The sequence below is a fragment of the Arthrobacter sp. HY1533 genome (genome assembly GCF_027568515.1).
Taxonomy (GTDB): Bacteria; Actinomycetota; Actinomycetes; order Actinomycetales; family Micrococcaceae; genus Specibacter.
In genome coordinates, this window is sequence record NZ_JANKZF010000003.1 from 73,193 (window position 1) to 91,773 (window position 18,581).

Here is an 18,581-nt window from a genome sequence, read left to right on the forward strand (position 1 = left end):
GGCTGGGTGGTAACTGCGGTGATGCGGTGGTGCTGGAATGTCTAGGAGTTTTCCTCGGAGTCGCGGCGGTTCAGGGCGGCGTCGAGGCGTTCCTTGCGGCGGCCTTCAATGTCGGCCACGATTTCCTTGTGCTTGGCGTCGGTGAGCGGGTACAGGAACATGATGGCAATGGCGAGGATGGCGAACACCATGGGCAGCAGGCCCGATCCGACGCGGATGCCGAGCAGCGCGTGGTCACTTTGTGCGGCGCCGCCTGAGGCGTAGCCGCCCCAGGCCAGGGCGTATGCCGCCAGGGCTCCGCCCACTGCCTGCCCGGTCTTGCGCGTGAAGGAGAACAAGGCGTAGGTGATGCCTTCGGAGCGGACGCCGGTGCGCCATTCGCCGTACTCCACGGTGTCGGCCTCCAGGGCCCAGACCAACATGTTGGCCATCATGATGCCCAGCTGGGCGATCAGCACACCTGTGAACGCGAACCAGACCATGGAGGCCGGGGCGATGAAGACGATCAGGCCGCCAACGGCCATGAGCAGTCCGGCCACCAGGTAGAGGCGTTTCTTGCCCGCGAGGCGGACCAGTCGCGGCAGCAGTGCAGCCAGGCCGAAGGTGAGGAAGATGTTCACGATCGCCATGACGGCGTAGAGCGGCAGGGAATGCAGCACGTCGCGGAAGTAGTAGATCTGGATGGAGCTGATGGCCAGCTGGCCCGTGAGAAACAGGAAGGAGCTGATGCACAGCAGCAGCAGCGGCTTGTTGCCCTTGAGCGTGGACATGCTCTGCTTCAGGGACACCTTGGTCACCTCGCGCACCACGCGCTCCTTGGCGGTGAACACCGTAAACATGTACAGGCCCGTGCCGACGACGGCGAAGATGATTGTCAAGGTGGTGAAGAGCGGCTGCAGGTTCTCCCCGCCCTTCATCAGGGGGGCGATGAAGATGCCAAGGAACGATCCGACCGCGACGGCGCCAATCGTGCGCGCGCTGGCCAGCTTGGCCCGTTCGCTGGATACCTGCGTCATGGCCCCGGCAAGTGAGCCGAAGGGAATGTTGACGAAGCTGTAGGCCAGGCCAAGCAGCGTGTAGCTGACGTACGCCCAAATGAGCATGCCTGTCTGCCCGATTTGCGGGATGGAGAACGTGGCAACGCTCAGCAGCAGCAGCGGCACCGAGCCGAACATGATGAACGGGCGGAACTTGCCGAGCTTCTTGTGGTAGGTCTTGTCCACCATGCGGCCGGCGAAGACGTCGGCGAAGGCGTCGAAGATGCGAACCACCAGGAGCAGCGTTCCGGCCGCGGCGGCGCTGATGCCCACCACGTCTGTGTAGTACAGCAGCAGGAACATGGTGGCCGTGGTGAAGGCGAGGTTGTTGGCGGCGTCGCCGGCGCCGTAGCCGATGATGCTGCGCTTGGGCAGCGGGGCCACGGCGGGGGCCGAGATGGCCTGCGTGGAATTCTGTTCAGTCATTGTCATCACTGGGCTCCTTTACCCGTTCCTGGCGCCTGTGGAAGGCGCCAGGTGCACTCACGGATCCAAAAGGCCGGATGCCCTGCGTTGGGCCTTCACGGTGATTCAGAGGCAATGGTTGTTCGGCAAACCCTGTGTGAGCCGACTAACCAAGTGAGCTGTATTACTTCCAGTAAAGCAGCTCTGACAACATTTGGCAACCGCTTGCCACCAGTTTCTTAATTTATGTTTTCGGGCTGCCCGGCCCCGGGCTCGGCCGCAAAACAGAAACGAACGGCGGGCAGTTGCTGATGTTCGCCTCAAACATCAACAACTGCCCGCCGTTCGAAGGGCGTGGCAGCCTCCGGTCCTATGCCCGGACGGCAAACCCGTCGGCCAGGGCTGCCACGGAGGCAACTGCCTGAGCATCTGCGGCGAGCTCCGTGTCCAGCAGGGACACAAGGGCTGCCAGCGACGCGTCGCTGTGGCCGCCGGAGCCGTCAAGCGCCAGCGCGGCGGCAATGGCCGCGGAACCGGCGGCGTCGGCGATGGCGCGCCCGTCGGCATGGGATTGGCGGATGAAGGCCACCCAGGCGGCAACCATGCGCAGGGCCCCGGTGCCGGGGCGGCCAGCAGCGCGTTCAGCCGTATACACCGGAACGGCGCGCATGCGCAGCTTGTTGGATCCGTCCATGGCGATCTGGGCCAGGTGGTGCGCAATCCGGGCGTTGCCGAAGCGTTCCAGCAGCGCTGCCCGGTAGGCGGGGATGTTCAGGCCCTCAGCAGGAAGGTTGGCCTCGGCCTCGTTCCAGAACTCCTGCACCCAGGCGGCACAGACGGGGTCGGCCAGGGCCTGGGCCACGGTTTCATGGCCACGCAACTGGCCCGCGTAGGCCATGAGCGAGTGGGCGCCGTTGAGCAGCCACAGCTTGCGGTTCTCATAGTGCTCGATCTCATCCACAAACACGGCGCCGGCGCTGGCCCAGTCGGGGCGGCCTGCCGGGAAGTCGCCGCTGAGGACCCAGTCGCTGAAGGGTTCGGTGACCACGGGAGAGGAATCCGCGTAGCCGCACTCGGCGGCAACCAAGGCAATTTCGGCGTCTGTGGTCCGGGGCGTGATGCGGTCAATCGAGGTGCCCACAAAGCTGACGTTCCCGGCGACCCAGGCACCCAGGCCCGGATCCACCACATCGGCCAGGCCACCAATGGCGGCGCGCGCCGCGATGGCGTTGTTGGCGAGGTTGTCGCAGGAGACGACGGCGATGGGACCGGCCCCGGCGGCACGCCTGCCGGCCAGCGCCTGGACAAGCCGCCCCGACGCCGTGCCGGCGGCAGGCGGGTTGCCGGCGTCGTGCGCCCCGTCGGGGCTGGTCAAGGCCCGCAGCGCATCAACGTCCGCCTGCACGGCGGGGTTGGCCAAATCCAGGGTGCCGTCAGCCGCCAGGTTGTACGCCGCCTCGGTGATGGTCAGGGTGACCAGGGCCGTGGCGGGCGCCGCAACGAGGCGTTCCAGGGCCGCGACGTCGGCGCCGTCGTGGGCCTCGACGATGCTCGTCATGAGCTCGAAGGAGTCACCGTCGCCGGCCCGCTCGATGAGCGTGAACAGCCCGTCCTGGGCTGCAAGCGCCGTGGCCGCGTCGGGGCGGCGTCCCGTAAACGCCGCAATCCCCCACTGCGCCCCGTCGCTGGCGCGCTGGGTGTACCAGGCCTGATGGGCGCGGTGGAAGGCGCCCAGCCCCAGGTGGACGATGCGCACGGGGGCGGCCGGTCCCGCCTTGGCGGTGCTGCGGTTCAGGGTGGGCAGTATGTCTTGTTCGTGGCTCACAGCTTGAAGGCCCTTCGGGGTGCGGCGTCGACGATGTCGACGATGATCTCGTGTGCGCGGGACTCGCTGACACGGCGTTCGGCCACAAGGCGGGCCAGGAAGCTGGCCTCGATGCGGCGCGAGGTGTTGTGGCGGGCCGGGATGGAGCAGAAGGCGCGGGTGTCGTCGATGAAGCCCGAGGAGCGGGAGAATCCTGCGGTCTCGGTGACGGCGGAACGGAAGCGCAGCATGGCATCCGGGGCGTCGAGGAACCACCAGGGCGCACCGATGAAGACCGACGGGTAGAAGCCGGCCAGCGGGGCGATTTCACGGGAGAACACGGTCTCGTCGATCGTGAACGGGATGAAGTGGAAGCCGGGCTCCGTGCCAAAGTCCTCCAGCATGGGGCGCAGGGCCTCCGTGTAGCTGACGGCGAATGGGATGTCATGGCCGGTATCGGCGCCGAACTTGTTGAACGAGTCCGTGTGGTGGTTGCGGAACACGCCCGGGTGAATGGTCATGACCAGGCCGTCGGCCACGGCCATGCGGGCCATCTGGTACATCATGTGCGCCTCGAAGACGTCGGCATCCTGCGCCGTTGCCTCGCCGCGCAGGGCCTTCTCGAACAGTGCGGCGGCGGCGGATTCATCCAGTTTCAGGGTCATGGCGGTGCGTGCCCCGTGGTCGCTGGAGACCGCGCCGTGCTCCACGAAGTACTGGCGGCGGTTCTCCAGGGCGCGGATGTAGCCGGCGTAGCCGCCGATTCCGTCGCCGGCCGTCTCTATCAGCCTTGCCACGCGTTCGGCCCAGCCGGACGCGGCGAACTTGATGTAGGCATCCGGGCGGAAGGTGGGCAGCACCCGCCCGGTGAACGTGGGGTCCTTGGCGATGGCCGCGTGGGAGGCCAGGTCATCCAGGGGGTCGTCGGTGGTGGCCAGGACTTCGATGTTGAAGTCCTTGAACAGCTGGCGGGGCCGGAAGGCCGGGCTCTTGAGCTTGGCGTCGAGCTCGTCGAAGAGGGCATCAGCGTTCTCGGCGTTGACTTCGCGGCTCAGGTTGAAAACATGCTCAAAGGAGTCGCGCATCCAGTAGCCGGATGCCGTGCCGTCAAACAGAGGCCAGGCCTTGGCGAACTCGCGCCAGGTCTCGCGGGGTTCCACGGCTGCGGTGCCGCCCATGCGCAGGCGCTCGAGCGGGACGCCGCTGGCGTGGATCAGCCGGGTGACGTAGTGGTCGGGGCTGACCAGCAGCGTTGCCGGGTCCGGGAAGGGTGTGTCCAACTCCAGCATGGACGCCTCAACGTGCCCGTGCGGGGAAATGATGGGCAGGTCTTCAACGCGTGCCAGCAAATCGCGGGCGATGGCGCGCGTTCCGGGGTCGGCAGGCAGCAGGCGGTCGGGGTCGGCGGCGGGGGACGGCAGTGTCCCGGCGGCGGACTCACTGGTGTCGGTGGGCGCAAGAGAGTGTGACATAGATCAATCGTCCATCCACCCGCCAGTTTTGTCAACCGGTTGCCAAACATTGCCAAACTGTGGTCAGGCCACGCGGGCGGCCCCCGTGGAACCGCGCAACACAAGTTCCGTGTCGGGCACGGGGCCCGGGCCGGGCCCCGTGCCCGAATCCGCACCTGCACCTGCACCTGCACCGACCGTGTCAAGGACCTGCATGAGGGCGGCAACGCCGAGTTCATGCAAGGGCGACTTGATGGTGGACAGCGGAGGCGTGGTGAAATCCGAGCCGAAGATGTTGTCGAAGCCCAGGATGCTCAGCCCGGCCGGGACATCCACCCCGGCGGCCTGCAGTTCGCGCATGAGCCCAATGGCCATGAGGTCGTTGTAACAGAAAACGGCAGTGGCCTGGCCGGCCCTCACGGCGGCCGCAGCCCGGCGGCCGCCCTCCACTGTGGGCACGCCTGCTGCCACCTGCGACAGGGCAATGCCGTGCCAGTCGCAGCGGGCCTTGATGGTTTCCCAGCGCCTCTTGGACATCCAGGAACGTTCCGGGCCGGCCACGTAGGAGATGGAGGTGTGGCCCATGGCGGCCAGGTGCCGCACGGCATCGGCAACGCCGGGCTCGAGGTCGGCCACGACGGAGCAGACGCCGTCGACCTTGCGGTTCACCAGGATGACGGGCTTCTTGGCCGCCAGCACCTGGATCTCCTCATCTGAAAGGCGTGGACTGGCAAGGATCAGGGCGTCCACGGTTGCCAGCATGCGCCGCGCCGCCGTCATTTCGTGCTCGGCCGATTCCGTGGACTCGGCCAGCATCAAGGTGTAGTCACGCGCTGCGGCGGCGGTCTCGGCCCCGCGGATGATGTCGAAGAACGCCGGGTTGGTGATGTCGGAAACGATCAGGCCCACCGTCTGCGTCCTGCCCGTGGGCAGCGCCCGGGCAAAGATGTTGACCTGGTAGTTCAGTTCCTCGGCGGCGTCCATGATCTTCTGCGCTGTCTTGGCGCTGACGCGTCCTGGCTTGCTGAGGGCCCGGGAAACCGTGGAGGGATTCACCCCGGCGCGCTCGGCGATGTCGTAGATTGTGGGCGCGGCCTTGGCCGCCCTTGCCCGGCTGCCGGGCTGCTCCGTGCCGTCGTTGGCCGGGGTGGTTTCAGTCATGGGATCCTCCGCAATTGGTTGCCAACGCAAGCTTAACCCAGCAACCGGCCGGTCCCGTCGAATGACGGAGCCGGCCGGCCTGGGCGCCCGGCCAAGGAGGCGGGCGGGAGGCGAAGCAGGGCTAGTGGCGCTCGGGGTACTTGCCTTCTTCGCGGATACGGTCGTTGAGCATCGAAAGGTATTCGTCCTCATCGAAGTCCAGGCCCACTTCCTCGCCCTTCCAGCTGGAAAGGTGGATGGCGTTGGCCAGGCGGACGCCGTTGATGCCGTCGGAGCCCGGTGCCAGCAGCGGAGTGCCGTCGAGGATGTTGGCGGCAAAGTTCTCCAGCACGCCTGCATGCTGTGCGCCCCAGACAGAGTCGAACTCGACGATTTCGGTGGTGCGCAGCTCGTCCATGTCCAGCTGGCCCATGAACAGCTTGCGGACATCGTCCAGGCCCATGCTTTCGCTGATCTCGCGTTCCTTCTTCTTCAGGCGCGTGACGGTGGCGGTTTTGGAGCCCTCCACCACGATCTTGCCCGCATCGCCCAGGATCTCGAAGCGGTCGGTGCCCACCATGTCGTGGGTGGCCGTGACAAAGGTGCCGGTGGCGCCGTTGCCGTAGTCCACCAGTGCGGTGACCTCGTCCTCAACGGCAATGTCGCGGCGGAATCCGTAGGAGACCTTTGCGAACACGGACTTGGGCACGCCGCAGATCCACTGCCACAGATCCAGCTGGTGGGGGGCCTGGTTGACCAGGACGCCGCCGCCCTCGCCGCCCCAGGTTGCGCGCCATTCGCTGGAGTTGTAGTAGCCCTGCGGACGCCACCAGTTGGTGATGATCCAGTTGGTGCGCAGGATCTCGCCGATCTCACCGTTGTCCACGATTTCCTTCAGGCGCTGGTACAGCGGGTTGTTGCGCTGGTTGAACATGATGGCGAAGGACAGCTCGGGCTTGGAGGCAGCGAACTCATTGAGCTCCTTGACCTGCTTGGTGTAGACGCCGGCCGGCTTCTCCACCAGGGCGTGGATGCCGCGGGAGAGGGCGGCCATGCCCATTTCCGGGTGCAGGAAGTGCGGGACGCAGGTGACGATCGCGTCGACGTCGCCGCTTTCCATCAGGGCAATGTAGTCCTCATAGACGTTGACGCCGGCGTAACTGGACTGTGCCAGTTCGCGCTTGGAGGGGTCGGTGTCGGCAATCGCGCCGATCTCCATGTTCGGGACCATGCCGTCACTGATGAACTTGGCGTAGGCGCCGCCCTGCTGGCCCAGGCCGATGATGCCGAGACGTACTTTCTTGCTCACTGTGTTGCTCCGTTTCGTAGCTGTAATTCGAATAAGTATGGGGGTCTCGACAGGCTCGACCACCGGGCGGTCAGGACAGGCTCGACCACCGGGGCCAGGACAGGCTCGACCACCGGGGGCCAGGCGTCAGAAGAGGTTGCCGAAGCCCATCGCGGTCAGGTTGCGGTGCGAGGTTTCCAGGGCTTCCCACACGGTGCGCCCGTACAGTTCGTCCTGTTCCACGAGCAGGTACTGGGCGCCGGCGGCTTCCGCTGCGGGAATGATGGAGGGGAAATCGAGGTTGCCCTCGCCCACTTCGGCGAACTGGACCACGTTCTTGAACTCCGTCATGAAGTTCACGAAGTCACCGCTTTCCAAGTAGCCCAGGGCCGACTCCGGCATTTGCCCAATCCTGTAGTCCTTCAGGTGGACCATGGCAGTGCGGCCGGCGTACTTCTCCAAGGTGCGGACCGGGTCAAGGCCGCCGCGCTGCACCCAGTGGACATCGATTTCCAGGCCCATGGCCGGGGAGTTCTCGTTGATGATGTCCAGCATGTACTTGCCATCAAACTTCGCGAACTCAATGTGGTGGTTGTGGTAGTAGAGGCTGATGCCGTGTTCTGCCAGGCGTTCGGCGTAGCCGTTGGTTTCCTTGGCAAATTCAATGACGGCGTCAATGGACGTCATTGCTCCGAACGGCAGCATGCCAATCCGCACGAGATTTGTGTCAAGACGCTTGGCATCATCGACGATCTTCTCGAAGTCTTCCTTGAGGGATTCCCCGGGGCGGCCCACGGGCTTTTCCATCATGACCGAGAGCGAGGCAACGTCCATGCCAAGGTCCGCCTGGGCACGCTCCAGCTCGCCCACATTCTTGGCATCCATCGGGATCTGGGAAATTTCGACGGCGTTGTACCCCAGTTCACTGACCTTGCGCAGCGTCTCAAAGGCGCCAACCTCCGCAAAGCTGTCCTTGAGCATCATTGCCTGCACACCGATTTTTGCCATGATTTTCCTTTCGTTGGCCGGCCCTCGACGGGCCGGCCGGAATTGAAGCTGTTTGAAATTGTGGGCGGCCGCTACGCCGTGACGGCGGCCGTGAGCCTTTGTGCCGCGAGCAGTTCGTGCCGGTCGTTGCGCCGCTTGGCCTGGCGGTCCGGGTCGGGCACCGGCGAGGCAAGCAGCAGCCGCTGGGTGTAGGGGTGCTGCGGGTCCCGGGTGACTTGTTCGGAGGTGCCCTGTTCCACGATTTCGCCGTGGTACATGACTGCCACACGGTGGCTGATGTGCCGCACCACGTCCAGGTCATGGGAGACGAACAGGTAGGAGACGCCCGTGTCGCGCTGGATTTGCAGGAACAAATCCAGCACCACGGCCTGCGTGGACAGGTCCAGGGCGCTGACGGGTTCGTCGCAGACTATCAGCTTGGGTGAGAGGGCCAGGGCCCGGGCGATCGCAACGCGCTGGCGCTGCCCGCCACTGAATTCGCGCGGCAGGCGGTTGATGGCATCGGATGGCAGACCCACCTGGTCCAGGAGCTCACGCACGCGCTTGCGGGCGGCGTCGGGCGACTTGCCCTGGACCCCCAGCGGCTCGGCCAGGATGTCGCCGATCTGCAGGGACGGGTTCAGGGACGTATAGGGGTCCTGGAACACCACCTGCAGGTCACGGCCAAGGGATCGGCGCTGCTTGCGCCCTGCCTGCGTGATGTCGTTGCCTTCAAATACCACTGAGCCGCGGCTGATGGGCGCGAGGCCCAGGATGGCCCGGCCCAGGGTTGTCTTGCCGGAGCCCGACTCCCCCACCAGGCCCAGGGTCTCGCCCTGCTTGATGTGGATGTTGATGTCGGTCAGGGCGCGGAAGGGCTTGCGCCGGAACCCCTTGAGTGGGTACTCCACATCGACGCCTGAAACGGTCAGGAGGTTCTCCCCCTGGTTTTCGACGCCGGACGGCTTGCCTTGGGTGCGGGTCACAGGACTGCCTCCTTTTCGTCTTCCGGCTTGGCGGCCGGCGCGCCGGTCGACACCAGCATGGTCATGGGTTCCTTGCCCTCGAGCATGGAGCCCAGGAGCTTCCTTGTGTAGGGGTCCTTCGGGTTGCGCAGGATCTCGCGGACGGGGCCGTCCTCAACGAGGCGCCCGTTCTGCATGACAGCCACGCGGTCGCAGAGGTCGGCAACCACACCGAAGTTGTGTGTCACCAGGATGACGCCAACATTGAGCCGCTTCTGGAGATCGCGGATCAAGTCCAGGACATCCGCCTGAACGGTCACATCCAGGGCCGTGGTGGGCTCGTCCGCGATGATCAGGTCAGGCTCGCAGCTGATGGCGCCGGCGATCAACACGCGCTGGGCCATGCCACCGGAAACCTCGTGCGGATAGGCGTTGAACGTCTTCTCCGGGAACCGGATGCCGACGTCGTCGAGCAGCTTCAGCGCCCGTTCCTTGGCCTCGGCCTTGGAAATCTTCAGGACCCGGACCATGGGGGTCACCAGCTGGTGGCCAATGGTGAAGGCGGGGTCCAGGTTGCTCATGGGTTCCTGCGGGATGTAGGAGATCCTCTTGCCGCGGAACTCACTGAGCCGGGTCTGGCTGACGCGGTCGTCCGTGGGTGCAACTGTGTATTTGCCGTCAAACTGGATGCTGCCGGCCACGATCCTGGCTGCTTCAGGCAGCAGGCCCAGGATGGAGAAGGCGGTCTGCGACTTGCCCGAACCGGATTCCCCCACGATGCCCAGAACCTCACCGCGGTCCACATGGAAGGAGACGTCATCAACAACCTTCTTGACGGATCCGTCGGCCTGCGGGTAGCCCACGCCGAGGTGGGAGACCTTGACCAGGTGGTGTTCGGTTCCGGTTTCGACGGCGGATCCGCTCGCACCCTGGGCGGGGCGGACACGCTCGGCCGCGCCGGCTGCACCGGTGCCGCGCTTGGGTGCCTTGATCTTGTCTGCATCTTCCAGGGCGTCGCGGATGGCGTTGCCGAGCAGGACCAGGGCGCCGATCGTCAGGCCGATGGCCGCGGCGGGCCACACGAGCAGCAGCGGGTTCAGGTAGACGTTCTTGAAGCCCTCGTTGAGCATGACGCCCCAGGTGGCCACGGTGGGATCGCCCAGGCCCAGGAATTCAAGGCCGGACTGGATGGCAATGGCCACGCCGCAGATCATGGAGGTCTGGATGATGATGGGAGCCCGGACCACTGAGAAGATGTGTCGGGAGATGATGGCGGCGTCGCTCAGGCCGGCCACGCGGGCAGCATCGACGTAGAGCTCGTTGCGAACGGACTGCACGGCTGTGCGGGTCAGGCGGAAGTAGCCTGGGCTGATCAGGATGCCGAAGGCAACCATGGAGATCCAGACTGACGGTCCCATGGCGGCACGAACGGTCAGCAGGACGATGATGCCCGGCAGGCTCATGAGCACATTGGTGACCCAGTTGGCTGCGGCGTCGAACTTGCCGCCGTAGTAGCCGCCGATGAGGCCGGCGGGCAGGCCGATGGCAATTGCCACGGCGGCGCACAGCAGGGCCGAGAGCAGCGTGGTCCGGGCGCCGAAGACCAGGCGGGACCAGACGTCGCGGCCAACGCTGTCGGTGCCCAACAGGTTTTCCCCGCCGGGGGCGGCCAGGGTCTTGCCAATGTTGGCGAAGTTTTCGTCAAAGGGGGCCAGGAAGTTGGCGAACACGGCCAGGCCCACCATGACGGCCAGGATGGCCAGGGCCAGCAGGCCCAGGGGGTTTTTGACGATTTTCTTGACGACGGAGGACCGCACAACCGTGCCGGTCTGTCCCGTCAGCTCGACTGTTTGACTCATGACACACGCACCTTGGGATTCAGCCAACCGTTGATGAGGTCCACCAGGAGGTTGACGATGATGACGATGATGACGGTGTACAGCACGACGCCCATGACCAGGGGAATGTCACCCATGGTGGTCGACTGCACTGCGAGGGCACCCATGCCGGGGAGGGCAAAGATCTGTTCGATGATGACCACACCGCCAAGCATGCCCACAAACTGCAGGCTCAGCACTGTCAGCCCGGCCGGCGCGGCGCTGCGCAGCACGTGCTTGAACAGGATTTCTCGCTCTGAGATGCCGCGGCTGCGAAGGGTCCTCACGTAGTCCTTTTCCAGCTGCTTGATGACGGCACTGCGGATTTGCTGGGCCGAGCTGGTGACGCCGTTGATGACCAGTGCGATCACGGGAAGTGTCATAGACAGGACCCAGGCGTTGGCCCCGGAGTCCGGGGCGATGCTGCTGGTGGCGGGGAAGAGCTGGAGCTGGATGGCGAAGATGGTGACCAGGATGATGCCCAGGACAAAGTTGGGGATCGCGTCGCCAACCACGGCCGCCCCTTGCACGAGCCGGTCGATCCAACCGCGCTTGACGGCGGCGGCCATGCCCAGCAGCGTCGCAACTACTGCGATGCAAACGATGGAGACGACAACCAGGGTCAGGGTGATGGGCAGGCGGGTGGTGATCGCCTGGACCACGCTTTCAGAGTTGAACCATGAAGTGCCAAAGTCGCCTGTGATGGCGTGGCGTGCCCAGTCGAAGAAGCGGGTGAGCAGCGGCTGGTCGAGTCCGAGCTCGATCTCCTTGGCTGCTACTTGTTCCTGGCTGGCGTACTCGCCCAGGATGTTGCGGGCGATGTTGGTGCTGGAGAAGTACAGCAGGATGTACGTGAAGAAGGAGATGGCCGCCAGGACAACAACACCGGCGCCGACTCGCTTCAAGATGAAATTAAGCATGATTCGCTCCAAAAGCGTGGCTCAGGGGTGGGGTGGGGCGGGGGCTGGTAAACACAAACCCCCCCCCGGGCCCCCCCAACAGGGGGGGGGGGCGTTGTAGATGGAAGGAACGGCCTGCTGCAGCTGCGGCTGGACGTCAATCTTCTTGTTGGAGTAGAACATCTGGTTCAGGCGGTACATGGGCACGAACCAGGCGTTTTCGGTGATGTATTCATTGACCTTCTTGGCGGCTTCGCCGCTCTTCTCGCCCGCGGCCTGGACGTCCTTGATCAGGGCGGTCAGTTCGGGGGTTTCGGTCTTGAAGGCGTTGTACAGGGCTGTGGTGGAAACCATCTGGTTGATGGCAACCCAGGGCTCGCCCTGGTACAGCTGGAACGTTGCGGCCGAGTACTTGGCACCGGCAATGTCTGCCACCAGGTTTGCCGGCGGGATGCTCTCGGTCACGAGGGTGATGCCAATGTCGGCCAGCTGCTGCTTGAACACGGCGTTGATGCCGTCAAATGCCGCCACGGTGGGGATCTTCAGGGTGAAGCCGTTGGGGTAGCCGGCTTCCGCCATGAGGGCCTTGGCCTTGGCGGGGTCGTACGGGTAGCGGTTGTCGAGGGAGTCGACGTAGGCGCCGCTGTCCGGGCCGAAGACCTGGTTGGTCACGGTGCCCTGGCCCAGGTACTGCTGGTCGAGGATGGTCTTGCGGTCGAACGCGTAGTTCATGGCCTGGCGCACCTTGACGTTCGCCAGTTCGGGGGTGATCTTGCCGTCGCGGTCCATGAGCAGGAGCCCCTGCCAGTCCACCTGGCTCGCGTGCAGCACCATGCCGGAGCCTTCCGCCTGCTTGCCGGACTTGGGGTCCAACAGCGCAGCGTCCACCTGGCCGGAGACCAGGGCGTTGGTGCGGGCGGTCAGGTCAACGAGGTACTTGATGGTGATCTTGTCGAACTTCTGCAGGTCCTTGTTCCAGTAGCCGTCGCGCTTGGTGAAGACGTACTGCGAACCCTTGACCGTGTTCTTGGTGTCGAGCTGGTACGGGCCGGATCCCTCGGGGTCGGTCTTGATTCCCGGGGTGCCCAGCGCCTTGGGGCTGGCCATGAGGCCGGCTGCCTGTGTCAGGTAGTAGGTGAAGGCCGGGTCGGGGGCGGTGAGTGTGATGGCCACGGTTGCCGGGTCAACAACCTCAACGCCCTTCAGGGAGGCGACCTGGTAGACGTCCTGGCCCTTGGCCTCCTTATAGTGTTCCAGGTTGGCCTTGACGGCGGCGGCGTCGAACTTTGCGCCGTCCGTGAAGGTGACGTCGGTGCGCAGCTTCAGGGTCAGGACGGTGTTGTCCGCGTTGTACTCCCACGATTGCGCCAGCATGGGGCTGAGCTTGCCATCCGGTTCCCGCAGGATCAGGGAGTCGTACGCTGCCTGGTAGAACGGCATGGTGTGGCCGATGTGGGCGTCGCTGGGGTCAAATGTCTTCAGGTCGTTGACGCTGGCAATTGTCAACGAGCTAGCTGCCGGGCCGTTGTTGCCGCCGGCATTTCCGGCTCCGCCGCCGCCACAGGCGGCCAGCGCCAGGGTTGCGGCCGTGACTGCTGCAAGTACCGCAGCTTTTGGACCAAACTTCATTGTTGGCTCCTACTTCTCAGTGGATGAAATCATTGGGGGCAAACTGTGGCGTGCACCACATTTGTCGTTGCATGAAACACATTACTTGGGTTGCCCATTTTTGGCAACCGATTGTCAAAAGATGCCGCAAATCGTTACATTCGAGTCAATTTCCCCCGGAATACTCACCTTCACATGGCACAAAAGCGGTGACAATCGGTGGCTTTGTGTCGTCACAAACGGGTGGCATGGCAATGCCCGGACGGTAATCGTCCGGGCATTGTTGGTGTGGTGCTGGTGCCTGTCTGCCTAGGAAACTTCTGCCACCCGGTCCGGGTAGCTCTGGGCGTAGACGTCCTTGATGATGCGCAGGGTCTTCAGGGCCTCGTCCGGGTTGATCCAGAACGGCCCGTCCTGGCCCAGCTGGGAGTAGAAGTCGGCAATGTACAGCTGGTGGGAGACGCCCCAGTAGTCTCGCCCGCCCGATTCGGCGCGGCGTTCCTGCACCACTTCCTCGCGGCCGTCGGAGTGCGTGATCGCCAGGTCCCCGCGCAGGTGCAGCGTGGCCTTCTCGGCCACGATGTCCACTGTGATGGGTGCATTGACGGAGTTGGCAAGTGTTGCGTAGAAGACGCTGCGGGCGCCGTTGGCGTGGGTCAGCACCAGCTCGGCGGTGTCCTCCACGTCAATGGTTGCGCCCAGTGCATGGGTTGCCGCATGGCCCGAGACGCTGGTGGGCTCGCCCATCATCCACTGCAGCAGGTCAAGGGTGTGGATGGCCTGGTTCATGAGCAGGCCGCCGCCGCCACCCTCCCAGGATCCCCGCCACGGCCGGTTCAGGTAGTAGCCCGCGTCGCGGCTCCACATGACAGTGCCCGAGCCGCCCAGGATTTCGCCAAATTCACCAGAGGCAAGCCGCTGCGCCATGGCGGCAACCGCCTGGTTGTAGCGGTTTTGGAAGCACACGCCAATGCGCGCCGAACTGGCGGCGGCAGCGGCGGCCAGCCGTTCGCCGTCGGCCAGGGTGCTGGCAAGCGGTTTCTCGCTGATGACGTTGATGCCGCGCTCCAGTGCCGCAATGGCGGGGTCGGCGTGCTGGTTGTGCGGCGTGCAGACGTGGACCACGTCGGGGCGCACCTCATCGAGCATGGCCGCCACATCCGCATAGCCGGGCACGCCGCGGGCCACCGACGCCTCGGCAAGGCGGCCCGGATCGGTGTCGCACACCGCGACCAACTCTGCCCCCTCGATGGCGGCAATGGCCTCGAAGTGGACTGTGGCAACGTCTCCGCAACCAATGACGGCAACTCTGGGCATGGTGACTCCTTTGTCTGGTGCTGGTGGTTGATGCTGGGTCAGGCGAGCGTGACGCCAATGGCGTCGGTTGCCGCACGGAATGCCCGTGCCGCCTCGCCAAACGCCTCGGGGCCGGAGAAGCCGCCCAGTTCATGCTGGGCGGCCAGGTGCGGTTCCAGCGATGCGAAGCCTGTGTAGCCGTCCTGGCTCAGGGCCGTCAGGGTCTCCACCAGCTGGCCGTCGCCGCGCCCCGTGGGGACAACCTCGCCGCTGCCGGCAATGGCATCCTTGACCTGCAGGTATTCCAGGTAAGGGCGCAGCATGGCGTAGGCGTCGGTGTAGGGCTTGACGCCCACCTGGACAAAGTTGGCGTTGTCCCAGGCTGCGCGCAGGGCCGGGGAGTTGACGGTTTCCAGGATGTCCAGGACGCGCTCCGGGGTGTCGCCGTAGATGTCTTTTTCGTTCTCATGGATGAGCACCACGCCGGCAGCCTCGGCTTCGCCGGCCAGCAGGGTCAGGCGCTCCATGACGGCGTCGCGGATGTCTTCCGGGCTCTTGTCCTCGGCACGGAAGAAGGAAAACATGCGGATGTACTTGGTGTCCAGGGTCTTGGCAACCTCGATGATGCGGCGTAGGCGCTCCACCTCGTGGGCCGCGGGAAGGCTGGCATCCACCTTGCCGATGGGGCTGGCGACGGCGGAAACCTTCATGCCGGAGGCGTCAAGGATCCCCTTGAGTTCTGCCAGCTGGGCATCGCTGAGTTCAACAACATTGACGCCCCAGGCACTTCGCACCTCAATGTGCGAGGCGCCCAGCGCCAGCAGTACTGCGGCCTGGACCTTGGGGTCCGGGTCGATCTCGTCGCCGAAGCCGGAAAGAGTCCAGGTGGGGTTTTGGGCGTTGCTCATGCGGGCCTCCAGGATTGTTGCCGCATGCCCGGCTGCGCTCCGGCAGCCGGCAATGCGGTGATTGAGTTCACAATAGTTTGCTTGTGGCCTAGCCTATCGCCGAAGCAACCGCATGACAACCGATTGCCATTTCTGGCCAAAGTCCGTATTCTTGCGACTAGGACAGTGCTGTCCATCACATTTTGGCCGCCGGGCAATGCTGCCCCCACGGTCCTTCCCCCAATCACAAGGACGTGTCCCATGAGCGCTCCCCCCAGCACCGGCTCCGGCGCCCACACAGGCAAGCCGGCGACGATCCACGACGTTGCCGCACTTTCGGGCGTGGCTGCCTCGACGGTCTCCCGCGCATTGTCAACGCCGGCCCGGGTCAACTTCCGCACCCGGGCACGCATCGAGGCGGCCGCCGCAGAGCTGAAGTACGTTCCCAATGCCCAGGCCAAGGCGCTGAGTTCGGGGCGGACCAAGGCTGTTGCCGTGCTGGTCGCGGACATCACCAACCCCTTCTACTTCGACATCATCCGCGGCACCCAGCTGCAGCTCAAGGCAGCTGGCTACACCCAGCTCCTGGTCGACACGGAGGAATCGGACGAGGTGGAGGTCAACACCATCGAACAATTGCTGCAAACGGCCGACGGCGTCATCCTCACCGCCTCCCGGCTCAGCGACAGCGCCATCGCCGAAGCGGCAGCCAAAATGCCGCTCGTCACCATCAACCGTGACGTCCCCGGCGTCCCCACGGTCCTGCTGGACACACCCACCGCCACCAACCAGGCCCTGGACCACCTAATTTCCCTCGGCCACTCCCACATCGCCTACCTGGGCGGCCCGGCGTCCTCCAGCTCCAACATCCGGCGCTGGGCAGCCCTCAGCGCAGCTGCGGAGGAGCGCGGGGTTTCGGTGGTCAACCTGGGACCCTTCGCGCCGCGGACCCATTCGGGTGCCGCCGCGGCAGATGCCCTGGTCCATTCCGGGGCCACCGCCGGCATTGCCTTCAACGACCTCATGGCCATCGGCATGTTGCAGCGGCTGGCGGCCCGCGGCGTCAGGGTGCCGGCGGACATCAGCATCGTGGGCTGCGACGACATCTTCGGCGCCGACTTCTGCAGCCCTCCCCTGACCACCGTCACGGCCCCCGTGGAGCAGGCCGGCCGTGTTGCCGTGACCATGCTGCTGAGCCAGATCGACCCCGGGCTGGGGTCCCTGCCCCGCAACCAGTCGGTGCTGCCAACCTTCCTGACCATCCGCGACTCCACCGGCCCCGTGGCCAGCTGAGCCAAGCGCCAGCTACCAGCTTTGCGGCAGCGGCCGGCCTTCCTCATAGCCGGCCGCCGACTGCACACCCACAACGGCACGCTCCCGGAACTCGGCCAGTGACGCGGCACCGGCATAGCTGAAGGAACTGCGCAGCCCTGCCGTGATCATGTCCAGCAGGTCCTCGACGCCGGGCCGGGCAGGGTCCAGGTACATCTTGGAGGTGGAGATCCCCTCTTCAAACAGGCCCTTGCGGGCGCGTTCAAAGGCGCCCTCGCTGGAGGTGCGGTTTTGCACGGCACGCGCCGAGGCCATGCCAAAGCTCTCCTTGTACGCACGCCCGTCCGCATCGAGCTGCATGTCGCCCGGGCTTTCGTACGTTCCGGCAAACCAGGAGCCGATCATGACCTGGCTGGCACCGGCGGCCAGGGCCAGGGCAACGTCGCGCGGATACCGCACTCCCCCGTCGGCCCAGACGTGGGCACCGAGTTCGGCAGCCGCCGTCGAGCATTCCAGCACGGCGGAAAACTGGGGCCTGCCCACGGCGGTCATCATGCGCGTGGTGCACATGGCGCCGGGGCCCACACCCACCTTGATGATGTCGGCGCCGGCCTCCACCAGGTCACGGACGCCGGCGGCGCTGACCACGTTGCCGGCGGCAACGGGCACGGCGGGCGAAAGTGAGCGCACTGCCCGCAGGGCCTCCATCATCTTTTCCTGGTGCCCGTGCGCCGTGTCCACCACCAGGGCGTCAACGCCGTACTCGAGCAAGGCGGCGGCCTTGGCGGCCACGTCCCCGTTGATGCCCACGGCCACGCCGAGGCGCAGGCGGCCGGCGGCGTCAAGGGCGGGCTGGTAGATGGTGGAGCGCAGGGCGCCGGTGCGGGTCAGCACGCCCACCACCTCGCCTGAGCGAAGCACGGGGGCAAAGTCGGTTCCGGCCGCATCCAGGACGGCAAAGGCCTCCCGCAGGGCGGCGTCCGTGAGCGCCTTGGCGGCGGCAGGGTCCAGGGTGCCGGCGTCGGCCTGTTCCCGGATGGCGTCAAAGGGGGCGGCGTCGAGCGTCAGCGCGTTGGGGCGCATGACCGAGGCGAGGGAGGAGAAGCGGTCCACGCCCTCGCAGTCGGCGCCGCGGACCACCCCCACAAAGCGGTTCCCGTCAACCACCACAACGGCGTTGTGGGACCGCTTGCCCATGAGGTGCACGGCGTCGATGACGATGTCGGCCGCGTTCACCAGCAGCGGGGTTTCATAGAGCGAATCGCGCAGCTTGACCCATTCGCTGACGCTGCGCAGCACCTCCAGCGGAATGTCCTGCGGCAGGACTGCCATGCCGCCGCGGCGTGCCACGGTCTCCGCCATGCGCTTGCCGGAAACGGCCGTCATGTTGGCCACCACGAGCGGGATGGTGGTGCCTGTGCCGTCCCCGCTGGAGAGGTCCACGTCCAGGCGCGAGGTCACGGTGGATCGGGAGGGCACCAGGAACACGTCGGAGTAGGTCAGGTCGGTTGCGGGCTGGTTCAGAAAACGCATTACACTCCCTTGCTGTGGCACGCGCCCGAAGGCAGCGTTCGCGGGGCGGACGGCTGCCGCCGGGTTCGAGTCTAGCCACCAAAAAAAGGCGTTCGCCGCAATATCGCCCACAATTACGCCCCTGCTGTGGCG

General features: G+C 65.5%; 14 protein-coding genes. 1 reads left to right on the forward strand and 13 read right to left on the reverse strand.

The genetic code is table 11. The features are described 5' to 3' along the window. Nucleotides 1-41: 41 nt before the first annotated feature. From uidB to PCK14_RS03710, 12 genes are all read right to left on the reverse strand, one after another. Nucleotides 42-1,463 (reverse strand): glucuronide transporter, encoded by a 1,422-nt coding sequence (gene uidB / locus PCK14_RS03655; protein WP_269937109.1) that lies wholly within the window; start codon nucleotides 1,461-1,463, stop codon nucleotides 42-44. 349 nt (nucleotides 1,464-1,812) lie between these two features. Next, nucleotides 1,813-3,267 (reverse strand): mannitol dehydrogenase family protein, encoded by a 1,455-nt coding sequence (locus PCK14_RS03660; RefSeq protein ID WP_269937110.1) that lies wholly within the window; start codon nucleotides 3,265-3,267, stop codon nucleotides 1,813-1,815. After that, the gene (gene uxaC / locus PCK14_RS03665) at nucleotides 3,264-4,718 is read right to left on the reverse strand and encodes a glucuronate isomerase (RefSeq protein WP_269937111.1); all 1,455 of its coding nucleotides are present in this window, start codon (nucleotides 4,716-4,718) and stop codon (nucleotides 3,264-3,266) included. Before uxaC ends, PCK14_RS03660 begins: the two co-directional genes overlap by 4 nt. Before the next feature lie 63 nt (nucleotides 4,719-4,781). After that, nucleotides 4,782-5,858: a LacI family DNA-binding transcriptional regulator gene (locus PCK14_RS03670; RefSeq protein ID WP_269937112.1), complete on the reverse strand. Its 1,077-nt coding sequence runs from the start codon at nucleotides 5,856-5,858 to the stop codon at nucleotides 4,782-4,784. A 121-nt stretch (nucleotides 5,859-5,979) separates the two neighbouring features. Further along, entirely contained in the window at nucleotides 5,980-7,146 is a 1,167-nt protein-coding gene (locus PCK14_RS03675) for a Gfo/Idh/MocA family protein (RefSeq protein WP_269937113.1), read from the reverse strand. A 126-nt stretch (nucleotides 7,147-7,272) separates the two neighbouring features. Then, complete coding sequence (locus PCK14_RS03680; protein ID WP_269937114.1) at nucleotides 7,273-8,133, reverse strand: sugar phosphate isomerase/epimerase family protein; 861 nt, start codon at nucleotides 8,131-8,133, stop codon at nucleotides 7,273-7,275. A 71-nt stretch (nucleotides 8,134-8,204) separates the two neighbouring features. Then, nucleotides 8,205-9,098, reverse strand: a complete 894-nt coding sequence (locus PCK14_RS03685) for an ATP-binding cassette domain-containing protein (RefSeq protein WP_269937115.1) — start codon at nucleotides 9,096-9,098, stop codon at nucleotides 8,205-8,207. After that, on the reverse strand, nucleotides 9,095-10,936 hold the full coding sequence (locus tag PCK14_RS03690; RefSeq protein ID WP_269937116.1) for a dipeptide/oligopeptide/nickel ABC transporter permease/ATP-binding protein: 1,842 nt from the start codon (nucleotides 10,934-10,936) through the stop codon (nucleotides 9,095-9,097). Before PCK14_RS03690 ends, PCK14_RS03685 begins: the two co-directional genes overlap by 4 nt. Next, the gene (locus tag PCK14_RS03695; protein WP_269937117.1) at nucleotides 10,933-11,874 is read right to left on the reverse strand and encodes an ABC transporter permease; all 942 of its coding nucleotides are present in this window, start codon (nucleotides 11,872-11,874) and stop codon (nucleotides 10,933-10,935) included. Before PCK14_RS03695 ends, PCK14_RS03690 begins: the two co-directional genes overlap by 4 nt. Before the next feature lie 21 nt (nucleotides 11,875-11,895). Further along, the gene (locus PCK14_RS03700; protein WP_269937118.1) at nucleotides 11,896-13,482 is read right to left on the reverse strand and encodes an ABC transporter substrate-binding protein; all 1,587 of its coding nucleotides are present in this window, start codon (nucleotides 13,480-13,482) and stop codon (nucleotides 11,896-11,898) included. 288 nt (nucleotides 13,483-13,770) lie between these two features. Next, complete coding sequence (locus PCK14_RS03705; RefSeq protein WP_269937119.1) at nucleotides 13,771-14,778, reverse strand: Gfo/Idh/MocA family protein; 1,008 nt, start codon at nucleotides 14,776-14,778, stop codon at nucleotides 13,771-13,773. 38 nt (nucleotides 14,779-14,816) lie between these two features. Beyond that, the gene (locus PCK14_RS03710; RefSeq protein ID WP_269937120.1) at nucleotides 14,817-15,665 is read right to left on the reverse strand and encodes a sugar phosphate isomerase/epimerase family protein; all 849 of its coding nucleotides are present in this window, start codon (nucleotides 15,663-15,665) and stop codon (nucleotides 14,817-14,819) included. Between the two features lie 240 nt (nucleotides 15,666-15,905). On the opposite strand from PCK14_RS03710, the gene PCK14_RS03715 reads away from it, so the two are divergent. Beyond that, nucleotides 15,906-16,937, forward strand: coding sequence for a LacI family DNA-binding transcriptional regulator (locus PCK14_RS03715; RefSeq protein WP_269937121.1), 1,032 nt, complete (start codon nucleotides 15,906-15,908; stop codon nucleotides 16,935-16,937). A 12-nt stretch (nucleotides 16,938-16,949) separates the two neighbouring features. Here the strand turns inward: PCK14_RS03715 and PCK14_RS03720 are convergent, their stop codons facing one another. Next, on the reverse strand, nucleotides 16,950-18,449 hold the full coding sequence (locus PCK14_RS03720; protein ID WP_269937122.1) for a GuaB1 family IMP dehydrogenase-related protein: 1,500 nt from the start codon (nucleotides 18,447-18,449) through the stop codon (nucleotides 16,950-16,952). Between the last annotated feature and the right edge of the window lie 132 nt (nucleotides 18,450-18,581).

What these genes read in the sequence shown, in the direction of transcription:
- uidB (WP_269937109.1), bottom strand. Translation starts at nt 1,463, where the DNA reads ATGACTGAACAGAATTCCACGCAGGCCATCTCGGCCCCCGCCGTGGCC.
- uxaC (WP_269937111.1), bottom strand. Translation starts at nt 4,718, where the DNA reads ATGTCACACTCTCTTGCGCCCACCGACACCAGTGAGTCCGCCGCCGGG.
- PCK14_RS03670 (WP_269937112.1), bottom strand. Translation starts at nt 5,858, where the DNA reads ATGACTGAAACCACCCCGGCCAACGACGGCACGGAGCAGCCCGGCAGC.
- PCK14_RS03680 (WP_269937114.1), bottom strand. Translation starts at nt 8,133, where the DNA reads ATGGCAAAAATCGGTGTGCAGGCAATGATGCTCAAGGACAGCTTTGCG.
- PCK14_RS03690 (WP_269937116.1), bottom strand. Translation starts at nt 10,936, where the DNA reads ATGAGTCAAACAGTCGAGCTGACGGGACAGACCGGCACGGTTGTGCGG.
- PCK14_RS03695 (WP_269937117.1), bottom strand. Translation starts at nt 11,874, where the DNA reads ATGCTTAATTTCATCTTGAAGCGAGTCGGCGCCGGTGTTGTTGTCCTG.
- PCK14_RS03700 (WP_269937118.1), bottom strand. Translation starts at nt 13,482, where the DNA reads ATGAAGTTTGGTCCAAAAGCTGCGGTACTTGCAGCAGTCACGGCCGCA.
- PCK14_RS03705 (WP_269937119.1), bottom strand. Translation starts at nt 14,778, where the DNA reads ATGCCCAGAGTTGCCGTCATTGGTTGCGGAGACGTTGCCACAGTCCAC.
- PCK14_RS03710 (WP_269937120.1), bottom strand. Translation starts at nt 15,665, where the DNA reads ATGAGCAACGCCCAAAACCCCACCTGGACTCTTTCCGGCTTCGGCGAC.
- PCK14_RS03715 (WP_269937121.1), top strand. Translation starts at nt 15,906, where the DNA reads ATGAGCGCTCCCCCCAGCACCGGCTCCGGCGCCCACACAGGCAAGCCG.
- PCK14_RS03720 (WP_269937122.1), bottom strand. Translation starts at nt 18,449, where the DNA reads ATGCGTTTTCTGAACCAGCCCGCAACCGACCTGACCTACTCCGACGTG.